Annotated in this window: 17 protein-coding genes; 10 read left to right on the top strand and 7 right to left on the bottom strand. The window is 67.2% G+C overall.

The features are described 5' to 3' along the window. Positions 1-5 precede the first annotated feature (5 nt). Genes ACZ9C1_RS20060 through tagH form a run of 7 tightly spaced genes read right to left on the bottom strand, consistent with a single transcriptional unit; the run spans position 6 to position 9,462 of the window. A complete protein-coding gene (locus ACZ9C1_RS20060) occupies positions 6-725 on the bottom strand; it encodes a PP2C family protein-serine/threonine phosphatase (protein WP_102681837.1) in 720 nt (239 codons plus the stop codon). Further along, complete coding sequence (gene tagF / locus ACZ9C1_RS20055) at positions 722-1,378, bottom strand: type VI secretion system-associated protein TagF (RefSeq protein ID WP_102719447.1); 657 nt, start codon at positions 1,376-1,378, stop codon at positions 722-724. The genes ACZ9C1_RS20060 and tagF overlap by 4 nt, the downstream gene beginning before the upstream one ends. Further along, positions 1,375-4,881, bottom strand: a complete 3,507-nt coding sequence (gene tssM / locus ACZ9C1_RS20050) for a type VI secretion system membrane subunit TssM (protein WP_476254307.1) — start codon at positions 4,879-4,881, stop codon at positions 1,375-1,377. Before tssM ends, tagF begins: the two co-directional genes overlap by 4 nt. Beyond that, positions 4,878-6,194: a DotU family type VI secretion system protein gene (locus ACZ9C1_RS20045; RefSeq protein ID WP_038707182.1), complete on the bottom strand. Its 1,317-nt coding sequence runs from the start codon at positions 6,192-6,194 to the stop codon at positions 4,878-4,880. The genes tssM and ACZ9C1_RS20045 overlap by 4 nt, the downstream gene beginning before the upstream one ends. Before the next feature lie 6 nt (positions 6,195-6,200). Then, positions 6,201-7,535 carry a type VI secretion system baseplate subunit TssK gene (tssK, locus tag ACZ9C1_RS20040; protein WP_102683421.1) on the bottom strand — a complete coding sequence of 445 codons (1,335 nt, stop codon included), beginning with the start codon at positions 7,533-7,535 and terminating at the stop codon, positions 6,201-6,203. A 15-nt stretch (positions 7,536-7,550) separates the two neighbouring features. Next, entirely contained in the window at positions 7,551-8,045 is a 495-nt protein-coding gene (gene tssJ / locus ACZ9C1_RS20035) for a type VI secretion system lipoprotein TssJ (protein ID WP_214500861.1), read from the bottom strand. 49 nt (positions 8,046-8,094) lie between these two features. Continuing rightward, positions 8,095-9,462, bottom strand: coding sequence for a type VI secretion system-associated FHA domain protein TagH (tagH, locus tag ACZ9C1_RS20030; protein ID WP_277502494.1), 1,368 nt, complete (start codon positions 9,460-9,462; stop codon positions 8,095-8,097). 396 nt (positions 9,463-9,858) lie between these two features. Between tagH and tssA the strand changes: the two genes are divergently transcribed. The 10 genes from tssA to tssH all read left to right on the top strand — a co-directional run bounded on the left by tssA (position 9,859) and on the right by tssH (position 20,533). Then, entirely contained in the window at positions 9,859-10,896 is a 1,038-nt protein-coding gene (tssA, locus tag ACZ9C1_RS20025) for a type VI secretion system protein TssA (protein ID WP_277502493.1), read from the top strand. 72 nt (positions 10,897-10,968) lie between these two features. Further along, on the top strand, positions 10,969-11,484 hold the full coding sequence (gene tssB / locus ACZ9C1_RS20020) for a type VI secretion system contractile sheath small subunit (protein WP_476254306.1): 516 nt from the start codon (positions 10,969-10,971) through the stop codon (positions 11,482-11,484). Between the two features lie 11 nt (positions 11,485-11,495). After that, positions 11,496-12,989 (top strand): type VI secretion system contractile sheath large subunit, encoded by a 1,494-nt coding sequence (tssC, locus tag ACZ9C1_RS20015; protein WP_046857484.1) that lies wholly within the window; start codon positions 11,496-11,498, stop codon positions 12,987-12,989. Positions 12,990-13,078: 89 nt separating this feature from the next. Beyond that, entirely contained in the window at positions 13,079-13,567 is a 489-nt protein-coding gene (locus tag ACZ9C1_RS20010) for an Hcp family type VI secretion system effector (protein WP_023632508.1), read from the top strand. 75 nt (positions 13,568-13,642) lie between these two features. Then, positions 13,643-14,077 carry a type VI secretion system amidase effector protein Tae4 gene (locus tag ACZ9C1_RS20005; RefSeq protein ID WP_277502491.1) on the top strand — a complete coding sequence of 145 codons (435 nt, stop codon included), beginning with the start codon at positions 13,643-13,645 and terminating at the stop codon, positions 14,075-14,077. Further along, positions 14,074-14,484, top strand: a complete 411-nt coding sequence (locus ACZ9C1_RS20000) for a hypothetical protein (protein WP_457378238.1) — start codon at positions 14,074-14,076, stop codon at positions 14,482-14,484. Before ACZ9C1_RS20005 ends, ACZ9C1_RS20000 begins: the two co-directional genes overlap by 4 nt. Further along, positions 14,478-14,993, top strand: coding sequence for a type VI secretion system baseplate subunit TssE (tssE, locus tag ACZ9C1_RS19995; RefSeq protein ID WP_038707176.1), 516 nt, complete (start codon positions 14,478-14,480; stop codon positions 14,991-14,993). The genes ACZ9C1_RS20000 and tssE overlap by 7 nt, the downstream gene beginning before the upstream one ends. Beyond that, positions 14,990-16,852: a type VI secretion system baseplate subunit TssF gene (gene tssF / locus ACZ9C1_RS19990; protein WP_457378239.1), complete on the top strand. Its 1,863-nt coding sequence runs from the start codon at positions 14,990-14,992 to the stop codon at positions 16,850-16,852. Before tssE ends, tssF begins: the two co-directional genes overlap by 4 nt. Next, positions 16,816-17,865: a type VI secretion system baseplate subunit TssG gene (gene tssG / locus ACZ9C1_RS19985; RefSeq protein WP_038707645.1), complete on the top strand. Its 1,050-nt coding sequence runs from the start codon at positions 16,816-16,818 to the stop codon at positions 17,863-17,865. The genes tssF and tssG overlap by 37 nt, the downstream gene beginning before the upstream one ends. Beyond that, entirely contained in the window at positions 17,858-20,533 is a 2,676-nt protein-coding gene (gene tssH, locus ACZ9C1_RS19980) for a type VI secretion system ATPase TssH (RefSeq protein WP_102683429.1), read from the top strand. Before tssG ends, tssH begins: the two co-directional genes overlap by 8 nt. Positions 20,534-20,544: the final 11 nt, after the last annotated feature.

Here is a 20,544-nt window from a genome sequence, read left to right as displayed (position 1 = left end):
TGTCTTCAGCTGGCCTTCACGACGACGGCGGTGATGTTGTCGGGGGCGCCACGGGTCAGCCCCAGGTGTACGAGACTGCGCACTACCTCATAAGGGTCGGCGTGGCCGAGCACCTCGGCGATCTCGTGGTCCTCGGCGGTCTTGTTCAGGCCGTCGCTGCACAGCAGGTAGGTGTCGCCGGGCTGCACCTGCAAGGCAACGGCCTGCAGCTCGAGGTGGTCCTCGACGCCGATGGCGCGGGTGACGATATTGCCGCGAGGGTGCACACGGGCTTCGGCTTCGTTGAGCAGGCCGCTGTCCTGCAGCTCCTGGACATAGCTATGGTCGTGGCTCAGGCGCTCGATGCGGCCGTCGCGCAGGCGGTACAGGCGGCTGTCGCCGGCCCACAGGCCAATCGCCTGGTCGCCACGCGCCGCCAGCACCACCACCGTGCTGCCCATCATCGCCACGCCACGGCGCACGGTTTCCTCGCGCACGATGCCGTTGACCCAGGCCAGGCCGTCGCGCACCTCGCCGCTGAAGTCGTCGAGCGAGTCGAGCATCGGCAAGCTGCGCAGGCTGTCCATGGCCAGGCTGCTGACATAATCGCCCGCCGCATGGCCGCCCATGCCGTCGGCCACCGCCCACAGGCCTGCCCAGGTCAACTCCAGGCAGGCGTCCTCGTTGATCTTGCGCACCATGCCGACATGGCTGTAGCTGGCCGCTGTGTACTGCATGCCGGTCATCCGATCCGCGCCTCGCTACCCAATAGAAAACCGGCGAAATCCTCGCTGCGCGGCAAGCCCGCGCAGCGCATCAACCCCGGGGCGATCCGTTCGGAACCCTTGCCCCACCAAAGGCTCATGCCTTCGCAGGCGCATTCGGCCAAGGCCAGTGCGCGCCCCTGCGGCGTGGTCGCATCCAACCGCTGCAACCCGCCCACCGTCACACGCGGTTCTTGCACAAGCGGCCTCGCGAAGCGAAACGGCTGCAAAGCGGCCTCGAACGCCTCGAAGACGGCACCCGGCTCAAGCGTCGCCAGCAAGGTTTCCTCGACCGCCTCGAACCATTCCTCGGCCCCGGCCACCACAGGCGCCAGCGGCTCCCCCGGCTCCAGCACTTGGGCCACGGTCAGCGGGAAGTACCGCCCCACCCGGTCGATGCTCGGCATCAGCACCCCGACCACCCCCTCGGGCCCGCAAAGCCCCGGCGCCAGGGCGAAACGCCACAAGGGGCTGACCAGATAGGCCTCGAGCCAGCGCTCGCCCAGGGCCTGCTGGCTCGCCTGGATCCCCGCCGCCAGCCACTGGTCCCAGGGCTGGATGAAACCGTGCGGCAGGCCGCGGCTGACAAAGTCGCCGCGGCAGGCCAGCTTTCCGTAGAAACCCACGTCGTTCACAGATGCTCCGGCAGGCTGAAACCGCTGAGCACTCGGCTGCGGAACGGGTTGAAGGCGCTGCTGGCACGCAGCTCGTAGGACACGCTGGCGCCGTCGACGCGCAGGCGCAGGTTGAAGCGCTCCGGCGAGCCGCCGGCCACCAGGTCGGACTGGTCAAGCAGGCGGAACCAGGCCCACGGCCCTTCCACGGTCAGCCCCGAACGGCCGGAGGCCGACGGTGGCGAGATCGACAGGCGCACCACGCCGATGCTGTTGGGGTTCGGCCACTGCAACGCCACCGGCCGGCTCGGGCCGTGGTCGTAGCTCACCTGCTGGCCGTCGAGGTCGAGCAGGAACTGGGTGATGGTCGCGTCCATCGCCACCGGCTTGAGCTCAAAGCGCACCCCCGGCTGCACGCCGTTGCTGTTGCGGAAGAACGCGTCGCGGATGCTCGCCGCGCGCTGGAAGGTGTACAGCACGTTGCTGTTGATCCCCAGCTTCTGCGCCGCGCCGGGCTGCCAGCTCCAGGGCGTGCTCGACGTGTTGACGTAGGGTTGCAGGTACTTGCGGAAGTAGTTGTCCATGACCCCGCCGACGCCGAAGAACAGGCCGAAGTCTTCCAGGGTCGCATCCCGCGAACTGCCGGCCACCAACGGGTAGCGGCCGCTGAGGGACTGACGGTAGACATTGACCACTTCGCTGGTCCAGGCGGCGTTGAGCTGGTTGCGCACCCCACCCATGACCAGGTTGTGGGTCGAGCCAAGCACCGAGCTCACCAGGTTCTGCACCACCTTCGGCTGACGCGCGGCCCCCAGGGCAACACGCTGCGCCGCGGCCTGGGCCTGGTTCTTGGCCTCGCCCAGCAGCGCGTCGCCGCTGGCGCCGACCATGGCGCTGACCTGCACGTACAGGGCGTTGAGGTCGGTAAGCAGGCCATCGATGGCCGCAGGCTGGCCTTCGCCGGTTTCCACCAGGCCGGCCAGCTCGGCGAAGTGCGCGGTGACCGGGTCCACCTCACGGGCGGCCGGGTTGTCACTGGGCAGCGGCGCATCGCCGAGCAGGCCGCCCAAGCGTTGGCGCAGTTGATCGACACCGGCCTGCTCGGCTTTGGCCTGGACCTTGTCGAGGGTGGTCGGCTGTGCCAGGTTGGTCTCCTTGGCGACCGCCTGCAGCAGCTTCTTCATCGGCGATGTCGGCCCGGACAGCACCCGCAGCACATCGGCGGCCTGGCCGACACTGGTGATCGGCACGAAGTCCAGGTCGGCCAGCAAGGCATCCCAATGGCGGATGTAGTCCTGGTAGTACAGCTGCAGCACATCGTCGGCCAGGCGCTTGGCATCGGCCGACTCGCTGGCCTCGCGGCCCAGCACCCAGCGCTCCTCGGCCAGGGTCTCGCTGTGGGCCAGGCTGGCGGCGAGGAAGGCCTTGCGGTAACCCTCGACGGTGAAGATACCCGGCAGCGGCTCGCTCAATGGCTTGCCGTCCTTGAAGCGGAACACCAGCGCGGCGTCACGCCCGGCGGCATCGCTGACCCGGAAATCGCTGAGCCCGGCGGGCAGCTTCTGGCGCTTGACCCGGTCGTAGACCCGTTGGGCCACCGGCAGTTGCTGCAGCTGGCGACGGGTGTCGTCGATCAGGCGCTGGTCCAGGCGGGCGTTCGGCGGACGCTTGTCGAACAGCGCCGCCAGGTGCTGCTCCAGGGCCTGGCGCAGGTCCGGCGCCAGGTCGCGCGGCAGGCTGCGCTCCCAGTCCAGGGTGACCCAGGCCTTGATGAACTCGGCGTCGTAGTGTTCGCCGTCGGCCAGCATCAGGTAGGCCTTGAGCCCCTCGTAGAGGTAGTCGGACGGACCACCGCCGTACAGCTGCTCCTCGATGCGGGTGACCAGGCGCGGGGCGAAGATGGCGATCAGCAGCTTGCGGTAGACGCTGTCCGACTCGCCTTCGAGCATGTCGCCCTGGTACAACCCCAGGCCCTCGGCCCAGCCGGGCGGATCTTCGGCCAGGCGGCGCACGCCATTGAGCAGCGGCAGCACCTCGACCACGTTGCGCTGCGCCGGGCTCAGCTCCTGCACGCTCTTGCCCAGCGGCTTGAGGCGGCTGTCGACCTCGGCGATGTATTGCTGGTTGGCGCGGTAGCTCAGGGTCCACAGGGTACCGACCACCAGCACCAGGGCCACGCTCAGGGCCAGGGCGCCACGGGCGATCCACTTGCGCCGCTGCTCGACCTTCGGGTTGCTGCCGACCAGGCCGCGCTCGGCGAAGGCCACGGCGCTGAACAGCTTCTCGATGAAGTAGCTGCGCCCGGTGCCGTTCTGTCGCGCCAGGTGGGCACGGTCCAGGCCCATGCTCTGGGCCATGCTGCCGATCAGGCGGTCGATGGGGCTGCCTTCCTGGGTACCGCTGGTGAAGTACACACCGCGCAGCAGGGCGCGCTCTTCGAAGGCGTTGGGTTTGAAGATGCCGTCGAGGAAGGTTTTCAGGTTGCCGCGCAAGGCGGCGAACTGCTGGACGAAGCCGTAGACCAGGTCGCGCCGCGCCGGATCGCGCTCCTGCTGCAGGCGCTCGACCAGGCGTTGGTTCAGGCGCTGCTCCAGCAAGGCGAATTCATTGCCGAACTGCGCCAGCGGTCCGTCGCCCTGCTGGCCATCGTCGAGCGGGAAGGTCATGCCCCACACCTGGGCGCGCTCCTCCTTGCTCAGGGTGTCGAAGAACTCCATGAACCCCGGCACCAGGTCGAGCTTGGTCAGCATCAGGTAGATCGGGAAGCGCACGCCCAGCTGGCTGTACAGTTCCTGGATGCGGGTACGGATCGCCGCCGCATGGGCGGCGCGCTCGGCGTCGCTGCCCAGCAGCAGGTCGGACAGGCTGATGGCGATGAACGCGCCGTCGATGGGGCGGCGTGAGCGTTGGCTCTTGAGCAGGTCGAGGAAGCCCAGCCAGGCCGCCTTGTCCACCTGGGCATGGCTGTCCTGGGTGGTGTAGCGGCCGGCGGTGTCCAGCAGCACGGCCTGGTCGGTGAACCACCAGTCGCAGTTGCGCGTCCCGCCAACACCACGGATGGCGCCTTCGCCCAGCTGCGCCGCCAGCGGGAAGTGCAGGCCGGAATTGACCAACGCAGTGGTCTTGCCCGATCCGGGCGGGCCGATGATCACGTACCACGGCAGTTCATACAGGTTGCGTCGCTCGTCGCCGCCCAGGCGTGCCTTCTTCAGCAGCACCAGGGCTTCGTCCATGCGCTGGCGCAGGGTCGCCAGTTCTTCGGCGGTGGCCACGCTGGCGGGGTCCGGCGCGGTCTCCGCAGCCAGGCTCTGCATGACCTTGGCCGCCTGACGGCGGGCCTGGACGATGCGCCACACGCGGTAGGCGATCCACACCGTGAACAACAGGCCGATCAGCACCAGGCGCGGAGCGGCAGGCACCAGCATGTCCAGCAACGGGCCGAGGAACCAGATGATCAGGCTCAGGGCCAGCAGGCCCAGCAGCGGAATCACCCAGCGAATGACAAAACTGAAAAACGCCTTCACTCGACGCCCTCCGCCAGAACGGTGATTTCAACCCGGCGATTCTTCGCCCGGCCTTGCGCGCTGTCGTTCGACGCCAGCGGTTCGGTGTCGCTCAGGCCCTGCGCGGTAAAGCGCTCGGGCTGGCCGGTGCGGGCGGCGAGGAGGTTCTTCACCTCTTCGGCGCGGGCCTGGGACAACGCCCAGTTGGACGGGAAGCGCAGCGTGGCGATGCGCTGGTTGTCGCTGTGGCCGGTGACTTTCACGTTGCCTTTCACTTTCGCCACGGCTTCGGCGATGCGCAGCATCAACGGCTCGAAGTCGCCCTTGATGCTGGCGCTGGCCGAGGCGAACAGTTCGTCGCCACGGATGGTCACCACCGAACGGTCCACCGCGTCCTGCACGGCGACCCGCCCGGCCTTGATGTCTTCGGCAAGGAAACCGGCCAGGCGCGGACGCTCCACGGGCTTGGGCTGCACCACCGGACGATCCATGGCCTGCACCGGGATCTCGCCCAGGGCATGAATGCCGCGGAACACCGGCTCCGCGTCGGCCGCCAGCTTCAGGCGCAGGCCGAACAGCACCAGCAGCAGCAACGCCAGGGCCACCGCCAGGCCGACCCAGGGCGGCACGAACTGCGCCAGGCGATCGCGGGCCACGGTGACACCGCGCCAGTGCGGTGACAGCTCGCGCTCGAACTCGCCACGGGCGCTGCGGATAGTCGCGGCGGTGCGCTCGCGCAAGGCTTCGAGCTGGGCGCGGCCACCGTTCATCACCCGGTAGCGGCCTTCGAAGCCGAGGCTGGTGCACAGGTACAGCAACTCCAGCAGATGCAGGCGTTCACGCGGGCTCTGCAGGCAATGCTCCATCAGCTGGAACACCTTCTCGCCGCCCCAGGCCTCGTTGTGCACGGTGATCAGCAGGCTCTGCTTGCCCCAGTCGCTGGCGCTGCCCCAGGGCGTGCTCAGTACCGCCTCGTCGAGCGCGGTGCACAAGGCATAGCGCGCCAGCAGCACCTCGTTGCGCGGCACCCCGGCGGCCTCGGCGCGCTCTTCGAACTGGCGCAGGTAGGCCAGCAGTTGCGCACGCAGGCTGGCCGGGGCCGGATGGGCGATGGTGTTGCGCAGGCGCGTGAGCAGCGCCAGCAATGGACCGGCCGCTTGCTCCAGCGGGTTCAGGCCCGCCGCCTGCCCAGGCGCCAGTGGTTCGGCCGGCACGTTCAGGGGTGGCGGCGGCGCAGCTTGCGCAGGCCCCGGCGCGGCCGGTTGCGGGCCACGGCCACCGGGGCGCGGCATGAACTGGGTGCGGTCGTTGGCGAGCGGATCGTCCGATTGCATCGCGGCTTATCCTCGAATGGCCCAGAAGGCCAGGTTCAGGCCGGGGAACTCGCCGGCGACGTAGAAGGCAAAACCACCGGAATGCTGCAGCTGCTTCCAGTGTTCGCTGCCCCGGTCGAGCTCGAAGTAGGTGGAGCCGGCATGGAACGGAATCTGCCGTGGCGCCACCGGCAGCGGCAGCAGGCCGATGCCCGGCAGTTGCAGGTTGACCAGGTCGCGGATGTGCTCCACCGCGCCGATCTTGCTCTGTTGGCCAAAGCGGCTGCGCAGGGTTTCGCTGGGCACGTCGGCGCGCACCACCAGGATGAAGCTGGCGCTGTCGAGCAGGCTGCGGTCGGCGAGCATGCCGACGTGGATGCCGTAGGCCTTCTCGACCAATGGGATGGCCACGGCCTTGCTGTCGATCAGCATCGACAGCGCCTCGCGCAGCGCGGCCATTACCGGGGCAAAGGTCGCCGCCAGGTCGTCGTGCTGGTACACCGGATAGCTGTCCGGACGGCGGCCATCGCGGGTGAAGGTGGCGAACTCGCCGGCCAGGGCCACCAGCTCGCTGTACAGCCGCTCGGGGTGCAGCGGCGTCAGCTGGTTGAGGTGCTCGACCAGTGGCTGGGCGCGGTTGACCAATTGCAGCAGCATGAAGTCGGCGATCTCCGAGGCGCCGCCATTGGCCGAGGCGACCACGCGCCCGGCCAGGGCTTCGCCGCGCTGGTGCAGCAAGCCCAGCAGCTCGCCACGAAAGCCTGAGAGCGGGTTGCTGGCGGCCACGTCAAGCAGTGGCGGGATGTAGCTGTCATCCAGCACCAGTGCGCGGTCGGCACGTTTCTCGCGGATACGCACCACGCCCAGCGCGGCATAGTCGCTCAAGCCATCCTCGGCGCGCAGCAGGCGCAGTGCACGGCTGCCCAGGGCAAGCGGCGCGCGGTTCTCGAACGGGGCGTTGTCGTCGCGCACTTCGCTGACACGGCTGACGTAGCGCGCGCCGTCAGGCACCTCGCCGTCGTCGACGGTATCGCGGGCGCCGGCACGCTTGAGCGGCAGGCCGAGGTGGATCACACCGTTGCGCAGGTCGTCGGGAATCTCCAGCGGCGCGGGCGGCAGGTCGTCACGGGGAATATCGAACGGCGTGCCATCCGGCAGCAGGCCACGGGCGCTGAGGATCGCCAGCTTGCCTTGGGCCAGCAGGCCCTGATCGATCAGCAGTTCGGAAAACCCCCAGGCGGCGGCGCTGAGCGGCCGGCTGCGGGCATCGACGAAGTTTTCCAGGTAGCGGTCGTGCTGCTGGAAGTGCTGGGTGGTGATGAACATCCCTTCCGACCAGACCACGCGATTGTTCCAGGACATGCTTTCTCCGATTGCCTAGCGGGCAGGCTCAGGTTGTGGGGCGGCCACGGCGCTGCGCACGGCGCGCACATCGAGGCTGATCTGATAGTCACGGGGCGGTACCGGCAGCACGCTGCGCCACTGGGCGCGATCGACCTCGCGGTAACCGACCACCAGGCCGATCTGGCGCGTGGCCGGGTCGAGCGGGCGCTCCAGGCGCAGCTGCTCGCCGGGCTGGAGCAGGACTTCGTCCTGGTCGATCAGGTCGGCGCCCAAGGTGGCCTGGGCGCGTTCGGCCAGGGCGAAGTAGTCGGCACGGGCGAAGGCGGCGCTGTTCTTCAACTCGTAGATGCGCACCCGTACCGGCGCGGGCATGCCGCTGGCACCGGGGTTGAGCCCGGCGGCGGCGCTGAAGTACAGGGTGACGCCCGTGGCGGGCGCCGCCTCGGGGGCTGGCTCGCTCGGCGTGTCCTTGCTGCAGGCACTGAGCAGCACCATGGCCAGGGCTGCGATCAGTCTTGTTGCACTCATCCTCGTCCTCATGACGTCTTGTGTTCTTCCTGTGTCCCGGGCATTGGCCTCAGGAACGTTGAATGCGTTGGCTGTGGGCCTCGTAGGCGCGGCTGAATTCGCGGCCGAACAGGTCCTGGAAGTCGTCTTCGGCTTCCCGGGAAATCTGGCTGTAGAGCTCGGTGAACTGCTGCCAGCAATGGGCCTGGCGTGAACCGCCGAACAGCTTGGCCAGCCCGGCCGCTGGCGCCAGGCGTTCCTCCAGGCGGGCGGGTTCGAAGCGTTTGAGCAGGTGCTTGAGCGCCGCCTCGATACCCGCCATCACCGCCAGTTGGTGGGCGCGCAAGTCGTCGAAGCTGTCGCGTACCGCCTGGTCGGGGGCCATGAACGCCTGGTTGCCCTCGCGCAGCAGCAACAACAGCGCTTCGTCGGCATTGGGGGCGAACTTCAGCGGGTTGTTCTGTACCGGGGCGATGGTGGTCTGCTGCATGCGGAACTCGCCTTTGAGGCTGCTGCGCGCGCGCAACACATCGATCAGGCCCTCGACCATGAGCCGATAGCTGCGGCCAATGGCCTCCATCTGCGCGGCGGCATCGACGGCGTCGATGCGCAGGTGCTCGATGCCTGCGCCACGCAGGAAAGCCTGGAGCAGCGCATCGCTGTCAGCAGGCGCGGCAACCGTCACGACGGGCTGCGGCCGAACAACAGGCTCGCTCGGGGTCAGTGGCTCCGGCAGCGGCGGTGGCGGTGCTGGCGCCAGTACAGGGGCGGGCTGGATAACAGGTGCCGGGGTTTCATCGAACAAGTTCCAGTCATCCGGGATCACGCCCGGCGCGCCGGGCATGGCTGCCGGTAAAGGCGCGGGCGGCGGCGCCACCGGCGTGGGCGGTCGAAAATCATGCTGCTGCGCGGGGACATGATCCGGCTGGCTGACAGGCGGCACGCTGGAAGGGCCGAGAAAATCGAACAGATCCGGCAAGGTGTCGTGGCTCGACGCCCCCTGCAGGAAGGCGGCGGGTGCACCGGCGATGGGCGCGCTCGGAGTGGCCACCTGGTTGGCCATCAAGGCCTCGAAACTATGGGCCTCGGACTGCCCGGCAATCGGGATCGACAAGCCGGAATCAATACGTGCCTGGATCTCGTAATCGCCAATTCGAATAACTTCGCCGTCCATCAACGGCTCACTGTTACCGCGACGCAGGCGAATGCCGGCATGCACCAATTCCACGCCATTGGTGCTGTTATCGGTCAAATAGTAGCGACCATCCTTGAACTGGATCACACAATGTTTCGAAGAAACAAGGCGTTCCGGATCGGGAAGTACCCAATCATTATCCGCGGCCCGACCGACGCTGATGGCACCGTTTTCCAGCAACTTCTCCGGGCACTGCCCCGGGGTGATCTTGTGATAACTGGTAATGGTCAGGCAAAGTGCCATCATGCCTCCTTGCATATATATGAAACACTCATCCATCCATTTGAGTGGATAAACGAGCCCGACCTGGCATTTCGACCAAGCCCTTTGAAATCAAGGGCTGGATGCCAAAACACGCTTCCCGGAAGGCCGTATTAAACCCTATCGGCAAGGCACTTTGATGGCACCTGACCAATGGACGCCAAGGGTTGCCAACTGGTTCACAGTCGCCTTGCGCGGCGCGTAGCTTACCTTGACAGCAATTTGGAAATAAACCATAAATGCGCAACTTAAGAGTGCCAAAGTGATATCACCGTGATATCAACTTCGCATTCTTTGACAAGTTTGTGCGCCAATTCACATTTGCAACTTGGCGCATACGAAGCCCTCGCCAAGGGCCGATATGGAGATCGATTTCTGGTGAACTCACCGCAGCTGCTCGCCGCTGTTTCCGCAGACTTCCCGTGCGGCGATGACCTCGAATACGACGCCGATTTCCTGCAACTGGAACGCGATGCCCAGGGCCGCCCCGAGCGCGTGATGGGCGATGCCGTGCAAGCAGCCGAACCGCCGCAGTGGCGCGCCATCGAACAGTCCTGCACCGACCTGCTGCAACGCAGCAAGGACCTGCGCATCACCCACTTCCTGGTCCAGGCCAACCTGGCCCTGCACGGCCTGCCGGGCCTGGCCGCCAGCCTCGAGCTGATCCGCGACTTGCTCGGCGAATACTGGCTGCACCTGCACCCGCAGCTGGATGCCGCCGACGACAACGACCCTACCGTACGCATCAACGCCCTGGCCGGCCTTACCTGCGACACCAACATCGGCCTGCTGCGCGACGCCGTACTGGTGCGCTCCCGGGCGTTCGGCCCGGTGACCCTGCGCGCCGCCCTGCATGCAGCCGGTGTGCAGCACTTCGCCAGCGAGCAGCTGAGCGCAGAGGAACTGGCCGCCGCCCTGCGCGATGCCGACCCCGAGCAGCTCGAACAGTGCCGCCAGGCGCTGCAACTGGCCCGCGACGCCCTTGACGTCATCGAGAGCCGGGTCAATGACCAGGTCGGCTCGTCCAGCGGCGTCGATCTGTCCGCGTTGCGCCAGCCGCTGCGCCAGGTCCAGCAGGTGCTGGCCGACTACAGCCCGGAAGGCGCAGTGCCGCCTTCGAGCAGCAGCGAAGACCAACCCGCCAGCAGCAGCCATGACGACCGGCAACCCGTTGCCAGCGCCGCCGGGCCACGCCCGACGGCGCGTCCCGGCGAAGTGAACAGCCGCGACGACGTGCTGCAGAGCCTCGAACGCCTGCTGCAGTACTACGCCCGCCACGAGCCATCGAGCCCGTTGCCGGTGCTGCTGCGCAGGGCGAAGAACCTGGTCAACGCCGATTTCGCGACCATCGTCCGCGACCTGATCCCCGAGGGTCTGTCGCAATTCGAGAACCTGCGCGGCCCCGAAGGCGACTGACGCCTCGACACCGCATCAACACCGACGCCTGCAACAAGCAACGCCGCCTTACCGGCGACCAGGAGGAACAACGTGGCGAAAGACAGCTCCCAGAAGTTCATCGCGCGCAACCGTGCGCCGCGGGTGCAGATCGAATATGACGTCGAGCTGTACGGCGCCGAGAAGAAGGTCCAGCTGCCCTTTGTCATGGGCGTGCTCTCGGACCTCGCCGGCAAGCCCGCCGAACCACTGCCGGCGGTGGCCGACCGCAAGTTCCTGGAGATCGACGTCGACAATTTCGACTCGCGCCTCAAGGCCATGAAGCCCCGCGTGGCGTTCAACGTGCCCAACGAGCTGACCGGTGAAGGCAACCTGAGCCTGGACATCACCTTCGAGAGCATGGACGACTTCAGCCCAGCCGCCGTGGCACGCAAGGTCGACGCGCTGAACCAGCTGCTCGAGGCCCGCACCCAGCTGGCCAACCTGCTGACCTACATGGACGGCAAGACCGGTGCCGAGGACATCATCCTCAAGGCCATCAAGGACCCGGCCCTGCTGCAGGCCCTGGTCAGCGCGCCGAAACCCGCCGACACCGAGCCGAAGGCCTGAGGAGACCGACCATGAACGATCCGTTGCGCGACAGCCAGGCCCCGCAGGCGGCCACCCAGGACCCGAGCGAGTTCGCCAGCCTCCTGCTGCAGGAATTCAAGCCCAAGACCGAGCGGGCCAAGGAAGCCGTCGAGAGCGCCGTGCGCACCCTCGCCGAGCAGGCCCTGGCGCAGACCAGCCTGGTGTCCAACGATGCCATCGGCTCGATCGAGCAGATCATCGCCGCCATCGACGCCAAGCTCACCGCCCAGGTCAACCAGATCATCCACCACGATGACTTCCAGAAACTGGAAAGCGCCTGGCGTGGCCTGCACTACCTGGTCAACAACACCGAGAGCGACGAGCAGCTGAAGATCCGCGTGCTCAACATCTCGAAGAACGACCTGCACAAGACCCTGAAGAAGTTCAAGGGCACCGCCTGGGACCAGAGCCCGGTGTTCAAGAAGCTCTACGAAGAGGAATACGGCCAGTTCGGCGGCGAGCCGTACGGCTGCCTGGTGGGCGACTACTACTTCGACCAGTCGCCGCCCGACGTCGAGCTGCTCGGCGAGGTGTCGAAGGTTTGCGCCTCTATGCACGCGCCGTTCATCTCCGCCGCCTCGCCGACGGTGATGGGCATGGGCTCGTGGCAGGAGCTGAGCAACCCCCGTGACCTGACCAAGATCTTCACCACTCCGGAATACGCCGGCTGGCGCTCGCTGCGCGAATCGGAAGACTCGCGCTACATCGGCCTGACCATGCCGCGCTTCCTGGCGCGCCTGCCCTACGGCGCCAAGACCGATCCGGTGGAGGCCTTCGCCTTCGAGGAAGACACCGACGGCGCCGACAGCAGCAAGTACACCTGGGCCAACGCCGCCTACGCCATGGCGGTGAACATCAACCGCTCGTTCAAGCACTACGGCTGGTGCTCGCGCATCCGCGGCGTGGAGTCGGGTGGCGAAGTCGAAGGCCTGCCAGCGCACACCTTCCCCACCGACGACGGTGGCGTGGACATGAAGTGCCCGACCGAGATCGCCATTTCCGACCGCCGCGAAGCGGAGCTGGCCAAGAACGGCTTCATGCCGTTGCTACACAAGAAGAACACCGACTTCGCCGCCTTCATCGGCGCCCAGTCGCTGCAGAAACCGGCCGAGTACGACGACCCGGACGCCACCGCCAACGCCAACCTGGCCGCGCGTCTGCCGTACCTGTTCGCCACCTGCCGCTTCGCCCATTACCTGAAGTGCATCGTTCGCGACAAGATCGGCTCGTTCAAGGAAAAGGACGAGATGCAGCGCTGGCTGCAGGACTGGATCCTCAACTACGTCGACGGCGACCCGGCGCACTCCACCGAGACCACCAAGGCCCAGCACCCGCTGGCGGCCGCCGAAGTGGTGGTCGAGGAAGTCGAAGGCAACCCGGGTTACTACAACTCGCGCTTCTACCTGCGCCCGCACTACCAGCTCGAAGGGCTGACCGTGTCGCTGCGCCTGGTGTCGAAGCTGCCTTCGGCCAAAGGGGCCTGATCATCGCGGGCCAGCCCGCTCCCACGCTGGGGGCGGGCTGCCCGCGATTAGCCACTCAACGCTAACCGACGCGAAATCCCGAGGACATCATGGCTGTAGATATTTTCATCAAGATCGGCGACATCAAGGGCGAGTCCCACGACAAGGCCCACAAGGACGAAATCGACGTGCTGAACTGGAGCTGGGGCATGTCCCAGTCCGGCAACATGCACCTGGGCAGCGGTGGCGGCTCGGGCAAGGTCAACATCCAGGACCTGTCCATCACCAAGTACATCGACAAGTCCAGCCCCAACCTGATGGCCCACTGCTCCAGCGGCAAGCACATCGACAAGGTCAAGCTGACGGTGCGCAAGGCCGGCGGTGAAAGCCAGGTCGAGTACCTGATCATCAACCTCGAAGAGGTGATCATCAGCTCGCTGAGCACCGGCGGTTCGGGCAGCGACGACCGCCTGACCGAGAACGTGACCCTGAACTTCGCCAAGGTCACCGTCGACTACCAGCCACAGAAAGCCGACGGCACCAAGGAAGGCGGCCCGATCAAGTACGGCTGGAACATCCGCTCGAACGTCAAGATCTGATCGACCGCGCCCGTGCCGCGCCACCGTGCGGCGCGGGTGCACCTCCCCACGCGTCACCCGCTCACGGTGAACATCATGGCCAAGCCTTCTTTCATCAACCTGTGGAATGCCTACCCGAGCGTGTCATCGCCCTGCGACGGCCCGTGGGACAACCAGTGCGCCATCCGCATGAGCATCGCGCTCAACGGCGAGATGAGCCTCAAGGTCAACAAATCGACCTATACCGAACCCAAGTGCGCCCACGACCATGCCCGTGGCGCCGAATCCCTGGCCAACTGGCTGGAGACACGATTGTTCTACCCGCTGAAGATTGCCGGTACCGCCCAGGCCCGCGACGCGCTCAAGGCCAAGACCGGGATCATCTTCTACAAGGACTGCTTCGCCCGCACCGGGCAAAGCCAGGAGAACCGCACGGGCGACCATATCGACCTGTGGAACCGCGGCCTGACCAAAGGTTTCTCCGACCACAACTACCAGTCGAAGCAAGTCTGGTTCTGGGAGCTCACATGACCCGCGCTGCCCTGGCCGGCGCCCTGCTGCTGGCCCTGAGCGCCTGCGCCGACGCCGAACTGCTGAACCAGGCGAATCTGGGCGGGCAGACCGTGACACTGAGCGAGAATGCCGGCCAGTGTGTGCTCGATCGCGGCGAACAGCGCCTGGCGCTGGACATGCAATGGCCCTGCGACCTGAGCCCGGACCGCGCCGGCAAGGCCCGGGTCGAGCAGTTCAATGGCACGCCGATCGTGCTGGTGACCCATGTACAGCCACACCCAACGCTCAAGGGTGAATGCCTGAAGACCTCGCGCGCCGTGCGCCTGACCCAGGCCGGCCTGGAAGCCTCCACGCCCGCGCCGAGCGCCTCGTGCGACACCGGCTTCGAAGACCAGAAAATGTTCACAGGGATGTTCCAGTGGTAGCCGAAATCGCCACCCGCGACCGCCTGCAGCCTTCGCTGCTGGATCGCCTGACCGACGATGACCCGGGCAACCCACAGGAAGCCCCCGACAAGCGCGTGCTCAGCCTGCAGCAGCTCAAGGCCTCGGTACTGCGCGACCTGGCCTGGCTGCTCAACACCACGTCGCTGCTCGACACCGGCGCCACGCTGAACTCCCCGGCCGGCGCCTCGGTGATCAACTACGGGTTGCCGGCATTGGCCGGCAACAGCGCGTCGAACATCGACCTCAACGCGCTCGAACGCATCATCCACCAGGCTATCGCCACCTACGAGCCGCGCATCCTCGCCCATACCCTGAAGGTACGCGCCCAGGCCGCGCCCGGCGAGATGAACGCCAACGCCCTGAGCTTCGAGATCGAAGGCGACCTGTGGGCCCAGCCGGCGGCCCTGCCGCTGCTGCTGCAGACCGACGTCGACCTGGAATCCGGGCACGTGCGCGTGGCCCCCGCCGACCGCCGGAGGCGCGCATGAACCCGCGCCTGCTAGAGCTGTACAACCAGGAACTGCAGCACATCCGCGAGGGTGCCGCCGAGTTCGCCAAGGAATACCCGAAGATCGCCGGGCGCCTGACGCTGTCCGGGATCGAGTGCGCCGACCCTTACGTCGAGCGCCTGCTCGAAGGTTTCGCCTATCTCACCGCGCGGGTGCAGCTCAAGCTCGACGCCGAATACCCGACCTTCACCCACAACCTGCTGGAGATCGCCTACCCGCACTACCTGGCGCCGACCCCGTCGATGACCGTGGTGCAACTGCAGACCGATCCCGACGAAGGCTCGCTGGCCGCCGGGTTCCAGCTACCCCGCGACAGCGTCCTGCGCGCCAATCTCGGGCGCAATTCGCAGACGCCGTGCGAATTTCGCAGCACCCAGGACGTCACCCTGTGGCCGTTACAGGTGGCCCGGGCCGAGTATTTCGGCAACCCCGGCGCCGTGCTCGGGCGCCTGGCCGCCAGCGAACCGAAAGCCCGCGCCGGGCTGCGCCTGACCCTGCGCAGCGGCGCCGAGATTCCGTTCTCCAGCCTGCCGCTGACGCACTTGCCGCTGTACCTCAACGGTGCCGACGAAACCCCGTTCCGCCTGTACGAACAACTGCTCGGCAGCGCCTGCGCGGTGTTCGTGCGCCAGCCGGGCGCCGACTGGGTCGAACGCATCCCGGTCGAGGACGCCTTGCTGCCCTGTGGCTTCGATGACCGCGAAGCGGCGTTGCCGGTGGTGCCGCAGGCCTTCCAGGGCTACCGCCTGCTGCAGGAGTACTTCGCCCTGCCCCAGCGCTACCTGTTCGTCGACTTCGCCGGGCTCGAGCGCGCGGTCAAGCGCTGCGACGGCCAGGAGCTGGAGCTGCTGGTGCTGTTCGACCGCATCGATACCGCGCTGGAAAGCAGCGTGGGCCCTGCCCAGTTCGTGCCGTTCTGCACCCCGGCGATCAACCTGTTTCCGCGCCGGGTGGATCGCATCCACCTGACCGACCGGGTCCACGAGCACCATGTGATCGCCGACCGTACCCGGCCCACTGATTTCGAGATCCACTCGTTGCAGCGGGTCACCGGCCACGGTACCGGGCCGGACCAGGAATTCCTGCCGTTCTACGCGGTACGCGACCCGTCGCGCTATGGCCGTGACCAGGCGTATTACCTGGTGCGCCGCGAACCGCGCGTGCTCTCCAGCGAGCAGCGGCGCAACGGTACGCGCTCCAGCTACATGGGCAGCGAGACCTTCGTCAGCCTGGTCGATGGCAACCAGGCGCCGTACCGTCATGACCTGCGCCAACTGGGCATCAGCGCGCTGTGCAGCAACCGCGACCTGCCGCTGTTCATGAATGTCGGCGACGGGCGCAGCGACTTCAGCCTGGCCGACAGCGCCCCGGTATCCGCCGTGCGCTGCCTGGCCGGCCCCAGCCGACCGAAGGCCAGCCACGCCCACGACAACCGGGCCTGGCGCCTGATCAGCCAGTTGTCGCTGAACTACCTGTCGCTGGCCGAACAGGGCCAGGGCGCCGCCGCCCTGCGCGAGCTGCTGCGCCTGTACGGCGACCAGCAGGACAGCGCCCTGCAGCTGCAGATCGACGGCCTGCGCGAAGTCAGCTGCAAACCCTGCACGCGGCGCCTGCCGATGCCCGGGCCGATCGTCTTCGGCCGTGGCCTGGAGATCACCCTGACGTTCGACGAGAACGCCTTCCGCGGCACGGGCGTGTTCCTGCTGGGCGCGGTGTTCGAGCGCTTCCTGACCCGTTACGTGTCGATCAACAGCTTCACCGAAACCGTGCTGCGCACCAGCGAACGAGGCGAGATTATGCGCTGGAAAGCCAAGCCCGGGCGCAGGCCGAACCTGTGAACACGCTACAGGCCATGCAGGCTGAGCCCTGGGAGTACGACTTCTTCCAGGCGCTGCGCCGTCTCGAGGCGGAGAACCCCGAGCTGCCCCGCTTCGGCCACTCGCTGCGCCTGGCTGACGAACCGGTGCGCCTGGGCCAGCGCCTGGACTGCGGCTTCGCCCCGGCGACCCTGGCCTCGGTCACGGCCAACGACGACCAGCCAGCGCGCCTGGAGCAGTTTTTCTTCGGCCTCGGCGGCCCCAACGGCCCCCTGCCGCTGCACCTGACCGAGTACATGCGCGAGCGCCAGCGCAACCACGCCGACCCAACCAGCAAGCGCTTTCTCGATGTCTTCCACCACCGCTTGCTGAGCCTGTTCTATCGCGCCTGGGCCGAGGCCCGTCCAACCGTCAGCCATGACCGCCCGGGCGACGATTACTGGGCCGCGCGCCTGGCCGCCCTCAGCGGCCGCGGTCAACCGGAGCTGCAAGGCCAGGGGCCGCTGGCCGATACCGCCAAGCTGCACTGGTCCGGTCACCTGGCCGCGCAGACCCGCTACCCGGATGGCCTGTGCAGCATCCTGGCCAGCTACTTCGGCGTGCCGGTGAAGCTGGAGGAATACGTCGGCCAGTGGCTGGAGCTGCCTGAACGCAGCCAGCTCGGCGTGCGCGCCAACCGCCTGGGCGTCGACCTGTGCCTGGGCCGCTACGTCTGGGACCGCCAGCACAAGTTCCGCCTGTGCCTGGGCCCGCTCACCCTTGACCAGTACCACGCCCTGCTCCCCGGCGGTCAGGCGTTCGTCGAGCTGGCTGCGTGGGTCGCCGAGTACCTGGGCCAGGAGCTGGACTGGGACCTCAACCTCATCCTCGCGCAGGGCCAGGTGCCCGCGCTGCAACTCAATGCCGGCCAACGCCTGGGGTTCGACACCTGGCTCGGCCGGCCGTCGCACGATGCCAACGACCTGAAGCTCGCCCGGTACTACGCCGAGCGGCCGGTCAACGCCCCGCCAACAAGGAGTCAGGACCATGGGTGAAATCAGCCGCGCCGCGCTGTTCGGCAAACTCAACAGCGTCGCCTACAAGGCCATCGAGGCCGCCACGGTGTTCTGCAAGCTGCGGGGCAACCCCTATGTCGAGCTGGCGCACTGGCTGCACCAGTTGCTTCAGCTGCAGGACAGCGACCTGCATCGCATCATCCGTCAGTTCAACATCGAGCCGGCGCGCCTGGCCCGCGACCTGACGGACGCCCTGGACCGCCTGCCGCGGGGCTCGACGTCGATCACCGACCTGTCCTCCCAGGTCGAGGAAGCCGTTGAGCGCGGCTGGGTGTACGGCAGCCTGATGTTCGGTGAAAGCCAAGTGCGCACCGGCTACCTGCTGGTTGGCATCCTCAAGACCCCGAGCCTGCGCAACGCCCTGCTGGGGCTGTCCAGCGAGTTCGCCAAGCTGAAGGTCGAGGCCCTGAGCGAACGCTTCGACGAGTACGTGGGCGATTCGCCGGAAAACAACCTGGCCGCCAGCGATGGTTTCAGCGCCGCCGCCCCCGGCGAGGCCAGCGGTGCCGTGGCGCCGGCGGCGATGGGCAAGCAGGAGGCGCTCAAGCGCTTCACCGTCGATCTCACCGAGCAGGCGCGCAGCGGCAAGCTCGACCCCATCGTCGGCCGTGACGAGGAAATCCGCCAGTTGGTGGACATCCTCATGCGCCGCCGCCAGAACAACCCGATCCTTACCGGCGAGGCCGGCGTCGGCAAGACCGCCGTGGTCGAAGGCTTCGCCCTGCGCATCGTCGCCGGCGACGTGCCGCCGGCCCTGAAAGACGTCGAACTGCGCAGCCTGGACGTCGGCCTGCTGCAGGCCGGCGCCAGCATGAAGGGCGAGTTCGAGCAGCGCCTGCGCCAGGTCATCGAAGACGTGCAGGCCTCGCCCAAGCCGATCATCCTGTTCATCGACGAAGCCCACACCCTGGTCGGCGCCGGTGGCGCGGCCGGCACGGGCGATGCCGCCAACCTGCTCAAGCCGGCCCTTGCCCGTGGCAGCCTGCGCACCGTGGCGGCAACCACCTGGGCCGAGTACAAGAAGCATATCGAGAAGGACCCGGCGCTGACCCGGCGCTTCCAAGTGGTCCAAGTGGACGAGCCGAGCGAGGCCAAGGCGCTGCTGATGATGCGCGGCGTGGCCTCGACCATGGAGAAGCACCACCAGGTGCAGATCCTCGACGAAGCGCTGGAAGCCGCCGTGAAGCTGTCGCACCGCTACATTCCGGCGCGCCAGTTGCCCGACAAGTCGGTGAGCCTGCTCGACACCGCCTGCGCCCGCGTGGCCATCAGCCTGCACGCGGTGCCGGCCGAGGTGGACGACAGCCGTCGGCGCATCGAGGCGCTGGAAGTCGAACTGCAGATCATCGCCCGCGAGGCCGCCATCGGTGTGAACACCGGGCAACGTCAGCCCCAGGCCGACAGCCTGCTGGCCGAAGAGCGCGAGCGCCTGGCCGCCCTGGAAAGCCGTTGGGCCGAGGAGAAAGCCCTGGTCGACGAGCTGCTGGCCACCCGCGCGCAACTGCGTGAACAGGTCGGTGTGGTCGATCAGGAAGTGGACGTGCAGGGCAGCCATGAGCTGCGCGAAAAACTCATCGACCTGCAGCAGCGCCTGAGCCAGCTGCAAGGCGAGAGCCCGCTGATCCTGCCAACCGTGGATTACCAGGCGGTGGCCTCGGTGGTCGCCGACTGGACCGGTATCCCGGTGGGGCGCATGGCGCGCAACGAGATCGAGACCGTGCTCAACCTCGACTCGCATTTGGCCAAGCGCATCATCGGCCAGGATCACGCGCTGAAGATGATCGCCAAGCGCATCCAGACCTCCCGCGCAGGCCTCGACAACCCGAACAAGCCGATCGGCGTGTTCATGCTCGCCGGCACCTCCGGCGTGGGCAAGACCGAGACCGCCCTGGCCCTGGCCGAGGCCATGTATGGCGGTGAACAGAACCTGATCACCATCAACATGAGCGAATTCCAGGAAGCCCATACCGTCTCGACCCTCAAGGGCGCGCCACCCGGCTACGTCGGCTACGGCGAAGGCGGCGTGCTGACCGAGGCCGTGCGCCGTCGCCCGTACAGCGTGGTGCTGCTGGACGAGGTGGAAAAAGCCCACCCCGATGTGCATGAAATCTTCTTCCAGGTGTTCGACAAGGGCGTGATGGAAGACGGCGAAGGCCGCCAGATCGACTTCCGCAATACCCTGATCCTGCTCACCACCAACGCCGGTACCGAGCTGATCGCCAACACCTGCAAGGACCCGCAGGCCCTGCCCGACCCCGAGGCCGTGGCCACTTCGCTGCGCAAGCCGCTGCTGGAGATCTTCCCACCAGCGCTGCTTGGCCGCCTGGTGACCATCCCCTACTACCCGCTCAGCGACACCATGCTCAAGGCCATCACCCGCCTGCAGCTGGAGCGCATTCGCAAGCGTGTGGAAGGCACCCACAAGGTCGGCTTCGCCTACGACGACGAGGTGGTCGAGCTGATCGTCTCGCGCTGCACCGAAACCGAAAGCGGTGGCCGCATGATCGACGCCATCCTCACCAACGGCCTGCTGCCGGATATGAGCCGCGAGTTCCTCACCCGCCTGCTCGAGGGCAAGCCGCTGGCCAGCGTCAGCATCAGCCGTCGCGACAGCGACTTGCACTATGACTTCGGCGCCGCCGACTGACAGGACCGACC

The sequence above is a fragment of the Pseudomonas sp. TE21435 genome, assembly GCF_056279265.1.
Note: the sequence above shows the minus strand (reverse complement) of the source record. Positions and strands in the feature narration are given on the sequence as shown.

Coding starts and splice junctions, on each gene's coding strand:
- tssC (WP_046857484.1), top strand. CDS start 11,496: ATGAACGATCCGTTGCGCGACAGCCAGGCCCCGCAGGCGGCCACCCAG.
- ACZ9C1_RS20045 (WP_038707182.1), bottom strand. CDS start 6,194: ATGCAATCGGACGATCCGCTCGCCAACGACCGCACCCAGTTCATGCCG.
- tssJ (WP_214500861.1), bottom strand. CDS start 8,045: ATGAGTGCAACAAGACTGATCGCAGCCCTGGCCATGGTGCTGCTCAGT.
- ACZ9C1_RS20010 (WP_023632508.1), top strand. CDS start 13,079: ATGGCTGTAGATATTTTCATCAAGATCGGCGACATCAAGGGCGAGTCC.
- ACZ9C1_RS20060 (WP_102681837.1), bottom strand. CDS start 725: ATGACCGGCATGCAGTACACAGCGGCCAGCTACAGCCATGTCGGCATG.
- tssF (WP_457378239.1), top strand. CDS start 14,990: ATGAACCCGCGCCTGCTAGAGCTGTACAACCAGGAACTGCAGCACATC.
- tssH (WP_102683429.1), top strand. CDS start 17,858: ATGGGTGAAATCAGCCGCGCCGCGCTGTTCGGCAAACTCAACAGCGTC.
- ACZ9C1_RS20000 (WP_457378238.1), top strand. CDS start 14,074: ATGACCCGCGCTGCCCTGGCCGGCGCCCTGCTGCTGGCCCTGAGCGCC.
- tagH (WP_277502494.1), bottom strand. CDS start 9,462: ATGGCACTTTGCCTGACCATTACCAGTTATCACAAGATCACCCCGGGG.
- tssK (WP_102683421.1), bottom strand. CDS start 7,535: ATGTCCTGGAACAATCGCGTGGTCTGGTCGGAAGGGATGTTCATCACC.
- ACZ9C1_RS20005 (WP_277502491.1), top strand. CDS start 13,643: ATGGCCAAGCCTTCTTTCATCAACCTGTGGAATGCCTACCCGAGCGTG.